The following is a 13,328-nucleotide window of genomic DNA, read 5'->3' on the forward strand; positions in this document are numbered from 1 at the left end:
TTGGCGGAACGGGTCCTGAATGAGTGGAATAGCGTACCCTAGTTCCCTTTCACACCGTGTACGGAGGCTTAAGGTAGTGCATGGTTGAGGTAACACAGTGTACATGGTAACGGGGTTCAGGGATACGACAGAAAAGAGGTGACGGACGATGCAGGATGGTCAAACGTTTTTTTCATTGAACAAACCGCTCGATTGGGAGCAGGGCTATGAAGCCAACATCGACATGCAGGAGAAAGGCTTTTCGATTCGGCAAACAGAGAAGTACAGCATTCATCGCATCGTTCGCACAGACGAGTTGGAAGGCATACACCCGATTCATGAAATGACGGTTGGCGCTGGAAGGAAGCTAATTCTGCTGGACGAGGCCTCGAATGTGTGGATCTACGATGATCAAAGCCGCCATCTCGAGTCATTATTTCGGCACGGGCATGGGCTGTTCAGCCATCAGGCGAAGCTGGCTTCCATGGCGGACCTTCTGGTCATTGCAGACAGTGAGCAAGCAACGGAAAGAAGGATTGCTGTATATTCCCTCTCCAATGGTCAGACCATGTGGGCGGTTGATGCGTGGCAGGGGCTAGAGCTTTATCCGCTCTCAGTCAATTCCAAATTAGCGACGAAACATACGTTTTATACGACAGTTCCTTTGGATATTGCGGTTGGTATGAATGGAAGTCCGGAAGTTCCTAAGGGCGGTAGGATTGGCATCCTTCAGTGGAGCTCGGCCGGCGAGGTTGTGCGCGTATATGAGCATGACATGCACCGCATGGAAGAGGCGGTTGAACTTACTGCACTGAAGGGGCGCTATTTCACTGCTGCGGCAGACGGCACTTTGGCTTTATTGGATGCGCACCTCAGAACCGTTACGGTATTCCATGAAGATGGCCGGGAGCCGCTGCATTTTAAACTGGAGCAGGAAGGGCGCTTTGCTGGCATTTCCATTGATACGAATCATAATCTCTATATAGGGGACAGCGGATACGCACAACTAGAGGGAGTTACCGAGCGGTTTATTCTCAAATATCTCGGAAACGGCGAGTTTTTCGATAAAGTTACGAACTTCCGTGGCCGAGTTGATACGTTAGTGCACGACAGCCGGAATCGGCTGTATGTGTTTGACCGAATTAGCGGTCAGATTAGCTTGCTTGATCTTCGGGCCCGGACGATGCTGCTTGAGGGGACTCAACTGCCGGAGGCGGTTTATTTCTCGGGAGACCTGGACACGACAGAAACCGAAACGCAGTGGCACAAAATACGACTGGAAGCCGATATTCCGGAGGAGACGCAGGTTCGCTTTTCCTATTTTGCCTCAGATGAAAGTGAAGGGTTGGTAGATGGCGACTACGTAAATTATACAAGCTACTTGACGGATCCGGGGATTGGGGTGCGCGAAAAGCTCGCAGCTACCCGCGATTTGTGGTCAGAGCCGATTCTCAATCCGAAAGATGCGCTGCTGAATGCGAGGGGCCGTTATCTCTGGTTCAAAATGGAATTGATCGGCAGCGAGCAAAAGTCGCCGTACATTCGCAAGCTGCGCGTTTACTACCCAAGAACGTCGTTGATTGACTATCTGCCGCCGATCTATCAGCAGGATGAGGAGCATAGCCCGTTTCTGGAACGTTTTCTGGCGATGTTCAGCACGTTTTTTGATGATATGGAGGATAAAATCGACCATATTTCCGCTCATTTTGACCCGGATGCGGTAACGGGCACTTATCTCGAATGGCTGGGCCGATGGCTGGCGATCACCGATCATGAAGCATGGGGCGAGAAGAAGCTGAGGGAATTGATGAAGCAGGCGCCAGAATTGTATAAATTACGCGGCACTCGCGAGGGTTTGATTAACATGCTGAAGATTTATACGGGCACGGAACCCTTTTTGCTGGAATATTTTCAATTCAAGCAGATGCAGGAGACCTCGGAACTGCGGCAGCTTTTTGCCCAATTATACGGGGATAATCCTTACTGCTTCTGCATTATGCTGAAGCCTGAAGTGGTGCGCACCGACGCACAGCGGCTCACGATCGAGCAAATCATTGAAGATCAAAAGCCTGCCTATACCGAAGGCAAACTGATCGTGCTGCAACCGTGGATGTACGCGGATATGCATACGTATCTGGGAATTAACACTTACTTATCTGAGCCTACGTTATTAACGCTCGACCAGCGTTCCTCGATGCCTTACAACACGGTGCTGATCGATGTGGATCGCGATAAACGCATGGATATACATACCAGGTTGGAACTGGATTCCGAAATCGAATAAACGAACGAAATGAGCCTTGGAAGGTGAGGGGATACTTATGAAAAAAACACGCTATTACCCGTTTGAGCGCAATCGGTATTTCTATGGAAAGCTGCTGACGGTCAGGGATTTTGAGTCCGAGCAAAAGTATTTCAATGACAAGCGAAGAATGATGAATCGTCTCCTTCATGGGTCTGGTGTGCTAACGGGCCTGCAAGTCGTCGCTGTGGATGAGAAGTCGGTTTCGGTTGAAATGGGAGCCGCTATTGATGCGCTAGGCCGGGAAATTGTCGTCCCTTCCCCCATGACATTGAAGCTTTCGATGATGGATGGGTTCAGCAACAACGAATACGCGAAGAACGTATACCTCTGCATAGCTTATGATGAAAAGGAAAAAGAGCCCGTTCACGCCGTAGCCAATTCCTCCGTTCGTTCGGATGAAATTAATGATTATAACCGCGTGCTTGAGAGCTACCGGCTATTTATTCGTGAGGATGCGCCGGAACCTTCGAAGCTGCCTTTGGCGAATTTGACGGACCAAACGATTGTGCTCTACCAGGACGCGCATGTGCGTGTACTTCAAACGACACCTCGCTACGTGAATCCGGGTCAGTTGTTTGAGATGAAGCTGCGTTTTGAGAAGACGTTGCGCGTAGGGCGGATTTCTTTCCAATATGAGCTGGCAGCTGATCGTGTTGAAGCGATTGACGGCAATTCGATCTTGTTTGAAGAGCCGCAGGATGTGCAAGAGAGTGAGTACGAAATGACCGTGCTTCTGCGGGCGGATAGCAGCGTAGGTGTGAAGGCGACGGTCGGTGTGCAGGCGAGCACGGCTGCCTTGAAGCTGGACGATAAGCAGCTTGAACTGCAGGCGCAATCCGTCGGCGAAATTCAAATTATCGGTGATGCCGTTCGTGAACGCTTGATGACGGATTTTGTGAAACAATCGTTGGAAGCCTCCTTGGAAGCTCCATCGGAGCCTTGTATTTATTTGGCCAAAATCTGCCTCATTCAAGTGGGACCGACTTATGTCATTGAGAGTGTGGAGCAAGTACCGTTTGGCGAGTATGTGTACAATTCATCGGTCATGTACCGACTTGCCAGAACAAGCGAATACCGCGATGAAACGACAGGCCAGTTTGTAACGAAGTCCAAAGTGAAAACATTGGCACCGGGGCAGCCGCCGGAATTTAAAGTTAATTTCAATAAAGCGATTAGTGAGCTTTCGTTTGATTTGGGGATTCCGGCTGGTGGCGGAAGCGGTATTGCCGGCATCGTGAGCGGTGTCGTGGACATTCCGGTGGAGCCGTTCACGAAGATTGCGGTGTCGCCGTTCGGGAAAGCGACGAAAAGCTTTTTCTCCGGCGAGATCGTGCACGGACTTGGTGAGGGCAACGTTTTGATCATCACGAGCTTGGAAGAGAGCAGTGCGGATGCCTTCTCCGACATCCTGTCCAGCGGGGAGCGCGTGTATGGTGGAGCATCCGATGTGTTCAAAGGCACGGAGTTTGAGCCGGACACGCCGGAAGTGAAGATCGGCACGATCGCCTATCCGCAGAAGGGCACCTTCCGGATCGGTGTGAAGGTGCAGCAAACGTCCGAGCCGTCAAATGTGCGCGTGCGCTGGTGGGCGTACAGCGCTGAGATGGCGGGTGCGGTATCCGCTTCAGCGGGGAGTGACTCGCTGGACCAGGCACTGTCCGCGATGCGGGAAGCGGCTTCGGCGGGTAGCGGTACGGAGTAATGGAATAATGAGACAAGGACCTCTTGGGGTCCTTGTTTTTTTTAGGAGTAACTGCAACTATGGCGCCTCAGTGGAAATAGATGGAAAGCCTACCGCTAATCCGTGCTGCAAAGTGGCTGTGAGCAAAATAACTGCAGAATCTCCATCTTAATCGCCAATTGCTACGTGAAACTTGCTAGATTTGGCGATATCAGCGGTAGAATTTCCAGTTAATTGGGTAAAAGTGGATGATTTGCAGAAATTAACAGGAGTAATCGGCGTTAAGCGCAAGTAATTCATCTACTCCTATGCCCGAGCAGCGCTCGTCTATGGCACCTCAGCCGTAATTGATAACCTTGATCGATCTAAGCAGAAACAGACCTCGCAGTACCCTGAGCACCAGCCGCATGATTGGCTTTATCCCCTTCACGCACCCTACCAAACACAAAGTAAAACACAGCCCAAATCACAAACGACAAGCCGGCAAGCACTAGACTAATATTGCTAAAAATAAAGCCGGAGGAATAACGGTACAGCGGATTCCAGCTCGCAAAACTGCCAAGATCAACGGCTTTGCTGTAGACGCCAATTGCGATGCCTTGCGCAATGAAGTTGATCATGGCGAGCATGCCCATGCCGACGCCAACCTGCTCCGCCTGCAACGTTCTGGACACGGAGTTGGAAACGGCGATGACCAGGAAGGATTGCCCCACGTTGCCGAGAATCAGGAAACCGGCAATAAGCAGCGGAGAGCCGCCGGTGAAAGTGGAGAGCAGCAGGAAGCAGCCCACTAATAAAATAGCGGCCAAATAAGCGACAAAGGAGTTGCCTCTGGCATCCGCAAGTTTCCCGCCTTTGCGCCCGAATATAGCCGCTGCAGCGGCGGCCGGGATCATCATGCAGCCGATCCAAATGGAAGGCAGCTTGTGAACGTTGGCGAACAGCAGTGGGCTAAGCACGTAAAGGGAGCAGCAGGTGCCGTTCACAAGGAAGGAAATTGTAAGCCCGAGTGTGTACTTGGCATTCCTAAATAGCTTCGGAGCAATAAAAGGCTCAGCCGCCTTGTTGATCCGAACAAGGAATAAGGCCAAAGCGAGCAACGCGCCGAGAGCAAGCCATAATCCTTTGGATACGCTCATCAAAAGCAAAGCAATGGCAGCGGCGAGGATGATCCCGCCAAGCCAATCAAAAGAGCCGCCGCTCCCAGGCAGCTCCTCGCGCAAATAGCGGCGGTACAAAGGGAGTACCGCCAGAACCAGCAGCGGCACCGCGAACAGCCACCGCCAATGGACGGTGCTGATGATCAAAGCCGCTACCACAGGGCCCAGCGCGTTGCCGAAGGCGAGTCCAACGGCTGTCATGCCAAGCGCGGCGCCCCGGCGCTCGGGAGCGAAATACCGCAGCGGGATGATCATCGCAATGGCGGGAATGACGGCGGCTCCTGCAGCCTGCAGGCAGCGGCCGATGAGTGCCATCGCGAAGGTTTGCGACGCGAGCCCGATCAATGAGCCGGCAGCAAACAGGAGGAGCCCGAAGGTGACGATGCTCTTCAGCGTGTAGCGGTCGGCCAGCTTGCCGTAAGTGACAGCGCCGATCGCGTAGATGAGTATATAAGCGGAGGACAGCCAGCTTACTTGGGAGAGGCTGAGCGAGAATTGCTCGCTGATTTTCGGTAGGGCGATATTGAACATGATGCCGGTCATCATGGAAATCGTTAAAGTGAACATGAGAACACGCATTAATTTGTTGCTGTTTGGCTGTGTTCCGGCTGCAAGAACAGATGTTGTTGCTGGAGCTGCGCTAATCATAGGGAAGACCACGTCCTTTTCCGTTTAAAATGACTGTCAGTACTGACTGACATATAGGGGGTAAAAAAACTAGGGCTGCAATGCCCTAGTAAACACTCTTACACTCTCAAGTACGAATGGTTCTAACCTGATACTGGAGTAATTCGTCTGGCTGTCAAGATCATTCATGAACGCGCCGAACTGCATCATCATGAAGGAGAAGGCGTGAAGCTCCGGGTTATCGGGGATTATTTTGCCTTGTTCCGCCATCGTGGTGAAATAATCAGTTAGGAATTCCAGTAGTTGCTGTGGATGTTTTTGGGTGCGCTCACGGAATCCCGGCAGTTGTCCGTCTTCTTTGAGCGAGATCTGAATCATTTTCCGATTGCGGTTCATAATCTCGTGATAGGTCTTTGTAATGAGCAGCAGGTCGGTCTCAAGCTCCCATACCAGCTTTTCGGCGAACAACTTCTTCATTTCCTCCGCATAATGATAGCGGTCATAAGCCGCTTCAAGCAGCTTCTGCTTACTGCCGAAATGGCGGAATAACGTCTTCTCGCTGAGGCCTGCCGCGGTGGCAATCTCGAGCGTGGTTACCCCGTTATAGCCCTTTTCGGCAATCAAATTGAGCGCGGATAAAAGCAGTCGATCACTGCTGCCAATCTTGCTGCTGGTGCTGTTCATGGCAATCCCTCTTCCGAAACAATGTCAGTACTCACTGACATTTATCTTAAGGGACGTCGATGAGAAAGTCAACCAAAGAATCCAATGAGCAGAATACCCAGTGTGATGAGAATGGAGCAGGTGATTCGCTTCTTGCCTTGTTTTTCTTTGAGGACGACAATGCCTAAGATGGTGGCGAAAACCGTGCCGATCTCTCGAATCGGTGAGATATGGGCAACGGGTGCATATTTCATGGCGAATAAAAACAACAAATAGGACCCCGGATTCAATATGGCTCCAAGCAAAATAATGCGGGTGTTCAGCTTCCATTCAAGCCGCAGCTGCTTGGAAGCGATGACGATCGGCGTCAGCGCAGCAACGAATCCGATATTCGTCACTTCGAGCAAGGAAATGGCCGAAACATGCTGCAAATTTAGCTTATCGACGAAGACGTAGCAGGTCGTGCATAAGCCTACGCACAGAGCCATTAGGAAAGGCTTAATATTCCTGCAAGATGCAGTTCCCGACCTTTTACCCACGAAGATGCCACTGAGTGCAAGGAAGCCAGCAACCATAAAGAGCAGCCCGAGCCAGCCGTAGATGGATAATGACTCTCTAAGGAACAAAACCCCTACAATAGGGATGAATAAGGTGCTGGTACCGCGCATGATCGGGTAGATTTGAGACAAATCACCCATATTGTAGGTGCGTGCCAAGAGCAGCGCATAAACGCTCTGAAAAGCTGCTGACAAGAGCAGAAGCCCGTAAGAAGATAAGGATAAAGGATGAAGCCATAATTCTCTGATCAAAAAAGGAAGCAAAACCACGGTGGTCACCATAATGATTGACCAGAGGAAGACACTTTTATTGTTGCTGCTTTTGGTGAATAAGCTCCAAATGGCATGGGTTAAGCCGGAAGCTATGACAAGTAAGATTGATACGATAACCAAGCCATCATCTCCAAACAAAATCGGTAAAATTATTCGCCTGGCGTATGCTCAGCTTGCTCGCTCACAACCGTGCCATCGGCTAGTCGCAGCCAGGTTTCGAAATTGCGCTCCCCTTGGCGAAGCCGGATCATCCGCGCGCCGCGGGGAAATCCCTCTTTGCCGTACGTGTTATACCCGGTGGCACGGCCATAGCAAAGCTCAATGCCATGCAAATTGCCCCGATAATCATTGACATGGTCGTGGCCGCAGAAGGTGCCGATGACATCGCCCATTTCCACCATGGCTGCAAAGAGGCCGGAGTTAACAGGTGCGCAGCACACAGGTTCATGCTTGCTGCCATAACAGATTTCTGTGTCCCAGACTTGCTTATACTCCGGAAGCGGGATATGGAAGAAAGCCAGTGCAGGCAAGGCATGCTCAGCATTTTCTGCTTGCAGCTTTCTCGAAGTGTCTACGTACCAACCGATTTGGCTGCTGCGAATCCAATCGTATCCTTGAATATGCGGCACGGGGGATTGGTTGCCCGAGTCAAAAAAATACAGTGCAGCAGCATCTTCTCCGTCAGCACCTTGAATGGATAACGCGTAGTTGCCGGTTCCATGAATATCACGCGGGCCGCGCTGTGTCACGGTATGCGATTGTTCCAACACGGCTTGCATGAGGTCTTCACGCGTAATGATCGTTTCCGTATCGTGGTTGCCGAATACAACCGCCCAAAGGATTCCGCGTGTTTCTACGGCGTGGACGGCTTCCCGAAACGCATCCAGCGGCTGTTCGCATCCGGGTTCGCCGGGAGTCACGTATCCGGTGTAGATAACGTCGCCTGTAAATACAACCAGATCAGGCTTCTCTGCATCCAGCACATCTTCCATCAGTTTCCGTGTCTTCTGATCGAGGGGGCCGCCATCGATCCAATGTAAATCTGTAAATTGAGTAATCGTAAAGGTCTGATCTTCACGAAAGAGCAGTTGATGCTGCATAAGTGTATTCCTCCATATTTTTTTATGTGAGTGTTGTTTTCGTGTGGTTTTTTATTAAAATGTTGTTGTTTGTTGACAATTGTATAACCGGCGCTCTGGAACTGTCAATGAGAAATTTACAAATCATTTACTTTTCATTCCATCAATCGAATCCATTCAGATCAATCGTCTTCTGGCATCGCGTTGACAGGCTAACCTCCGGCTTATACACTAGATGAAAACAACATGAAACATCACGATATTGCTATCATCGGTCATAGGCAGGAGGTTATTTATGTCATTAACATTCGAGGATCGCAGGATGAAGATCCTGAATCATTTGGAGTTGGAAGGAAAAGTACAGGTTCTTCATTTGTCTGAGCTCCTCAGCGTTTCGACCGAAACAGTCCGGAGGGACTTGGATCGTTTGGAGAAGGAAGGCAAACTTCGCAAAGTGTACGGCGGCGCAGTCAAAATGCGCATGGAGCTTGTCGAGCCGCCTTTTCTGAGACGGACGCAAATGATGAAGAAAGAGAAAGCGGCGATTGGCAAGGCGGCTGCTTCCATCGTGCAGGACGGGGAAACGATCATGCTCGATAACAGTACGACAACGCTCGAGATTTTGCCTTACTTGAAGGATCATACGAATGTTACCTTGATCACGCACTCTGTCCCTGTCCTTAATTTGGCGATGGAGACTTTTGGCGGCCGAATTATTTTCTTGGGCGGAGAAGTCAGTCTGGAACTCAAAGCGGCCACGGGCTCCCTTACGGATCAGATGTTGGATCAATTTAAGGTGAACAAAGCGTTCATCTCGGTTGGCGGTATTTCACTTGCCGATGGGATTACCGACTTTCATTTGGCCGAAGCGGTCATTTCACGAAAAATGATGCAGCGGGCGGAGGAGGCGATTCTGGTGGCAGACCATTCCAAATTCGGCATGTCGACTTTCGCCCGAGTGGCCAAGCTGGATGAAATCTCGATGCTGATCACGGACTCAGGCTGTCCGAAAGAATGGATCGACACCATCGAAGCGTTGGGCATTGAAGTGTTGATTGGCGAATAACCCCGAGCCATTTCATAATCGCTACTGAACCGCTTGCATATAGCGGGGAGGTGGCGATTTTTCCTTTGTTTTTCAGGGAATTCTCATAAAATGAAGATGCTACAAAAAGAGGCGACGACCTTTCTTAAGAAAACAATATGACTGAAAAATAAGCGATATACGGCTTCCACCTTTACCATGTATGCTTCATTCACAGGCTAATCCGCATATGGCATTAGCGCCAAATGATCAATAATCATCCAGGGGAGTGTTTCTATGAAAAGAAATAAAGCATTCAAAGTGCTTCCTGTACTTGCCTCCGCGCTCGTACTATCCTTAGTAGCAGCTTGCGGCAATTCAGGTACAACCAAAGAAGCAAACGGAAGCGCATCGCCGGCTACAACGGCATCCGTTTCTAAAGATCCTGTGAAAGTAACGTTATGGACACCGATGAATCCCAACGCGAAAGCGGTTGTCAAAAGCTTGAACGAACTTCCTATGGTCCAGGAATGGGCGAAAAAGACGAATGTGTTGTTTGACTTCCAGCATTCCTCCGGAAACACGCCGCAGGATGACGTTCAGCAGTACGGCGTAATGGTTGCTTCTAATAATTTGCCGGATTCGATGCTTTGGAACTGGAATAGCGTGCAGGGTGGAACCGCTAAAATGTTCAAAGACGGCACGATCATTAAACTCAATGACTTAATTGAGAAAAATGCCCCGAATTTGAAAAAAATCTTGGATGCCAATCCGCAAATTGCCAAGCAAATTAAAGCGGACAACGGCGATATTTACGCGCTGCCCCACTTGAAGGTCGGCGAATACGGCCAATACAAGACGTTTAGCGGTATGGTGATTCGCCAAGATTGGCTTGAGGAGCTTGGTTTGCAAGCGCCGGAAACGGTCGACGAGTGGGAAGCGGTGCTAAGAGCTTTCAAAGAGAAGAAAGGCGTGATTCCTTTCACTCTGAACAAAAGCTATCCGCTTTCCTTCGCTGACTTCGCAGGTGCCTATGGTGTTGCGGGCATGTCGACGATTGCCAATGCAAGCTCTTTCTATATCGATGGAGGCAAAGTGAAATTCGGTCCTACCCAGCCGGAGTTTAAGCAATATTTAACGACGATGCAAAAATGGTACAAAGAAGGTCTGATCGATCCAGACTTCGCTTCGAATGATACGAAGACGATGGATGCCAAAATTACCTCCGGTAAGGCGGGCGCATTCTATGGCTTCATCGGCGGCAGCATCGGGACCTACACACCGGCGCTTCAGAAAACGGATCCGAAAGCGAAGCTGGCGGCTGTGCAGTATCCGGTTCTGAAAAAAGGCGACGAGCCGAAGTTCGTGCAAGCGTCATGGGAATATGACAATATCGGAACGGTCATTACAAGTTCCAATAAACATGCGGCAGAAACGGTCAAAGCCATCGACTATTTGTACAGCGACGAAGGGGCCATGCTCAAAAACTTTGGCATAGAAGGCCAAACGTATACAAAAGCTGATGGTCAGCCGAAGTATACAGACTTGATTTTGAAAAATCCGGACAACCTGCCGATTTCCCAAGCGATGGCCAAATATTTTATCGCCAACTACGGCTTCTCCGGTTTGGATGATGACCGTTACAACGATCAGTACTACCAATTGCAAGCACAGAAAGACGCAGTGAAGCTGTATGCCAAATATGCGAACAACGCGTATAAAGTCATGCTTCCGCCAGTTGTTCTCTCGACCGATGAAGCAAAAGAGTCTGCGAAGATTCTGAATGATGTCAGCACACTGCTGACTGAACAAATCACGAAAGTCGTGATGGGCACTGTGAAAGTAGAAGACTACGATAAAACGATGGAGCAAGTAAAAAAGATGAACATTGACCGTGCGGTTGAGATTTACCAAGCGGCGACGGATCGTTATAACAAACGTTAATATAAGGCTGGAGTAAGGGGAGCTCAGCCTCCCCTTTTTAATACATCAATAAGGAAGTGAGAACATGGCGAATTCCATTCGGGGTCTACTCGACGACATTAGAAAAAATCGCGCAATCTACCTGATGGTATTGCCGGTTGCGCTGTACTTCTTCATTTTTAAATATTTCCCGATGTACGGAGCGGTCATCGCTTTCAAGGATTTTAGCCCGGCGAAAGGGATCTGGGGCAGTGATTGGGTCGGCTTTGCACATTTCAAAGATTTCTTTCAAAGCTATTATTTTGTTCGCGTGCTGCGCAATACGTTCTTAATCAGCTTCTATAATCTGATTTTCGGCTTCCCGGCACCGATTATTCTCGCCATTTTGCTCAATGAAATTCGCCAGAAGATGTTCAAGTCCATCGTACAGACGATTTCCTATTTGCCGCATTTTATTTCCATTGTCGTTATCTCTGGATTGATTATAGATTTTACAAACCGCGGCGGCATTGTGAATTCGATCATTATGTTCTTTGGCGGTCAGGATTCAGCACTCATGAATAATGCGGAGAACTTCCGTACCATTTTCGTTTCCACATCGATTTGGCAAGAACTGGGCTGGTCATCCATTATTTATTTGGCTGCGCTTAGCGGGATTAACCCCGAGCTGTACGAAGCTGTTCGTGTTGACGGGGCGGGAAGGTTCCGCCAAATCTGGAGCGTAACGCTGCCAGGGCTCATCCCGACGATCATGATCCTGCTCATTCTTCGGATCGGCGGCTTGATGGAGGTCGGCTTTGAGAAGATTGTCCTGCTTTATAATCCGAATACGTATGAAACGGCGGATGTGATCTCATCTTTTGTTTACAGAGAAGGGCTTGCCCAAGGGAATGATTACAGCTATACGACGGCTGTGGGGCTGTTCCAATCGATGATTAACTTTGCCTTGCTTATTAGCGCTAACAGCATATCCCGCCGATTCTCGGGCAGCCGGTTGTGGTAGCCTAATCTTACGACGCCGGCTTTTCTTACGAAAAGCTCTCAGGAGGTAACGAACGATGAAACTAAGCGCAACTGAGCGTCTATTCGATATCGGTAATGCGATTCTTATGATCTTATTAATTATTTGCACTGTGTACCCGTTCTACTATGTGTTCATGGCCTCTATCAGCGACTCAAACTTGCTAATTCAGCATACGGGGCTGCTTCTTAAGCCGTTAGGTTTTAACTTAAGCGCCTTCGAGAAGGTAATTGCGAATCCAAACATTTTGAGCGGGTATGGGAATACACTTTTAATTTTGATTCTAGGTACGGCGGTTAATCTATTTTTTACAACACTAGGCGCTTATGCCCTGTCCAGAAAGTTTGCTTTGCGTAAATTCCTGATGATCAGCATTGTGTTCACGATGTATTTCAGCGGGGGGTTGATCCCGACATATTTGCTAATCAACAATTACCTGCACATGGGCAACAGCTATCTGGCGCTGATCGTGCCAGTAGCCATATCCACGTGGAACTTAATTATTATGCGGACTTCGTTTGAAGCCATTCCGGAAGGGTTGATGGAATCGGCGAAGATTGATGGCGCAGGCGAGTGGCGCATTTTGTTCCAGATCGTGGTTCCTCTGTCCATGCCGGTTATTGCCGTCATGGTGCTCTACTACGGTGTTGCGCACTGGAATTCCTGGTTTAACGCCATGCTGTTCCTTCATGATCGGGAGAAATTCCCGCTGCAGTTGATTCTTCGCGAGATTCTCGTCCAGAACAGCACGGATTCGATGACCACAGGTACGGGGAACGCGAACGATACGCAAGCGATTGGAGAAAGCATTAAATATGCAACGATCATGGTTGCGACGTTACCGATCCTCATTGCTTATCCATTTTTACAAAAATATTTCGTAAAAGGTGTTATGGTCGGAGCGATTAAAGAATAATACAACCAGAACCTGTTCTCTTTTTGGATGTTCGAAAAGAGGGCGGGCTATTTGGGTTTTCGGCTTAAGGGCAGGAAAACAATAAAAAATGATGATGCTGCAAGAATCGTAGATGTACAT

10 protein-coding genes are annotated in these 13,328 nt (G+C 49.4%); 6 read left to right on the forward strand and 4 right to left on the reverse strand.

Annotation, left to right across the window (positions count from 1 at the left end; all coding sequences use genetic code 11):
- Window positions 1–148: 148 nt before the first annotated feature.
- Both ACUN27_RS03415 and ACUN27_RS03420 read left to right on the forward strand, forming a co-directional pair.
- On the forward strand, window positions 149–2,263 hold the full coding sequence (locus tag ACUN27_RS03415; RefSeq protein ID WP_445558379.1) for a phage tail protein: 2,115 nt from the start codon (window positions 149–151) through the stop codon (window positions 2,261–2,263).
- A 37-nt stretch (window positions 2,264–2,300) separates the two neighbouring features.
- On the forward strand, window positions 2,301–3,986 hold the full coding sequence (locus ACUN27_RS03420) for a hypothetical protein (RefSeq protein WP_315952961.1): 1,686 nt from the start codon (window positions 2,301–2,303) through the stop codon (window positions 3,984–3,986).
- Window positions 3,987–4,330: 344 nt separating this feature from the next.
- Here ACUN27_RS03420 and ACUN27_RS03425 read toward each other — a convergent pair whose 3' ends face one another.
- The 4 genes from ACUN27_RS03425 to ACUN27_RS03440 all read right to left on the reverse strand — a co-directional run bounded on the left by ACUN27_RS03425 (window position 4,331) and on the right by ACUN27_RS03440 (window position 8,345).
- Window positions 4,331–5,773, reverse strand: a complete 1,443-nt coding sequence (locus ACUN27_RS03425; RefSeq protein ID WP_315952962.1) for an MFS transporter — start codon at window positions 5,771–5,773, stop codon at window positions 4,331–4,333.
- Between the two features lie 69 nt (window positions 5,774–5,842).
- A complete protein-coding gene (locus ACUN27_RS03430; protein WP_315952963.1) occupies window positions 5,843–6,436 on the reverse strand; it encodes a TetR/AcrR family transcriptional regulator in 594 nt (197 codons plus the stop codon).
- 68 nt (window positions 6,437–6,504) lie between these two features.
- Window positions 6,505–7,365 (reverse strand): EamA family transporter, encoded by an 861-nt coding sequence (locus tag ACUN27_RS03435; RefSeq protein WP_326059064.1) that lies wholly within the window; start codon window positions 7,363–7,365, stop codon window positions 6,505–6,507.
- Window positions 7,366–7,394: 29 nt separating this feature from the next.
- Window positions 7,395–8,345 carry a metallophosphoesterase family protein gene (locus ACUN27_RS03440; protein WP_326059066.1) on the reverse strand — a complete coding sequence of 317 codons (951 nt, stop codon included), beginning with the start codon at window positions 8,343–8,345 and terminating at the stop codon, window positions 7,395–7,397.
- A gap of 274 nt (window positions 8,346–8,619) precedes the next feature.
- Here ACUN27_RS03440 and ACUN27_RS03445 point away from each other — a divergent pair, with 274 nt between their 5' ends.
- The 4 genes from ACUN27_RS03445 (at window position 8,620) to ACUN27_RS03460 (ending at window position 13,208) form a co-directional block, all read left to right on the forward strand.
- On the forward strand, window positions 8,620–9,390 hold the full coding sequence (locus ACUN27_RS03445) for a DeoR/GlpR family DNA-binding transcription regulator (protein WP_315952966.1): 771 nt from the start codon (window positions 8,620–8,622) through the stop codon (window positions 9,388–9,390).
- Window positions 9,391–9,645: 255 nt separating this feature from the next.
- Window positions 9,646–11,292, forward strand: coding sequence for an ABC transporter substrate-binding protein (locus tag ACUN27_RS03450; RefSeq protein WP_315952967.1), 1,647 nt, complete (start codon window positions 9,646–9,648; stop codon window positions 11,290–11,292).
- A 64-nt stretch (window positions 11,293–11,356) separates the two neighbouring features.
- Window positions 11,357–12,274, forward strand: a complete 918-nt coding sequence (locus tag ACUN27_RS03455) for an ABC transporter permease (protein ID WP_127458127.1) — start codon at window positions 11,357–11,359, stop codon at window positions 12,272–12,274.
- A gap of 55 nt (window positions 12,275–12,329) precedes the next feature.
- Window positions 12,330–13,208, forward strand: a complete 879-nt coding sequence (locus ACUN27_RS03460) for a carbohydrate ABC transporter permease (RefSeq protein ID WP_315952968.1) — start codon at window positions 12,330–12,332, stop codon at window positions 13,206–13,208.
- Window positions 13,209–13,328 lie beyond the last annotated feature (120 nt).

This window comes from Paenibacillus sp. WC2504, from assembly GCF_052682475.1.

Bases quoted from the DNA above. Each gene is read 5' to 3' on its own strand.
- ACUN27_RS03455 (WP_127458127.1), top strand. From the start codon at position 11,357: ATGGCGAATTCCATTCGGGGTCTACTCGACGACATTAGAAAAAATCGC.
- ACUN27_RS03415 (WP_445558379.1), top strand. From the start codon at position 149: ATGCAGGATGGTCAAACGTTTTTTTCATTGAACAAACCGCTCGATTGG.
- ACUN27_RS03430 (WP_315952963.1), bottom strand. From the start codon at position 6,436: ATGAACAGCACCAGCAGCAAGATTGGCAGCAGTGATCGACTGCTTTTA.
- ACUN27_RS03440 (WP_326059066.1), bottom strand. From the start codon at position 8,345: ATGCAGCATCAACTGCTCTTTCGTGAAGATCAGACCTTTACGATTACT.
- ACUN27_RS03460 (WP_315952968.1), top strand. From the start codon at position 12,330: ATGAAACTAAGCGCAACTGAGCGTCTATTCGATATCGGTAATGCGATT.
- ACUN27_RS03420 (WP_315952961.1), top strand. From the start codon at position 2,301: ATGAAAAAAACACGCTATTACCCGTTTGAGCGCAATCGGTATTTCTAT.
- ACUN27_RS03450 (WP_315952967.1), top strand. From the start codon at position 9,646: ATGAAAAGAAATAAAGCATTCAAAGTGCTTCCTGTACTTGCCTCCGCG.
- ACUN27_RS03425 (WP_315952962.1), bottom strand. From the start codon at position 5,773: ATGATTAGCGCAGCTCCAGCAACAACATCTGTTCTTGCAGCCGGAACA.
- ACUN27_RS03445 (WP_315952966.1), top strand. From the start codon at position 8,620: ATGTCATTAACATTCGAGGATCGCAGGATGAAGATCCTGAATCATTTG.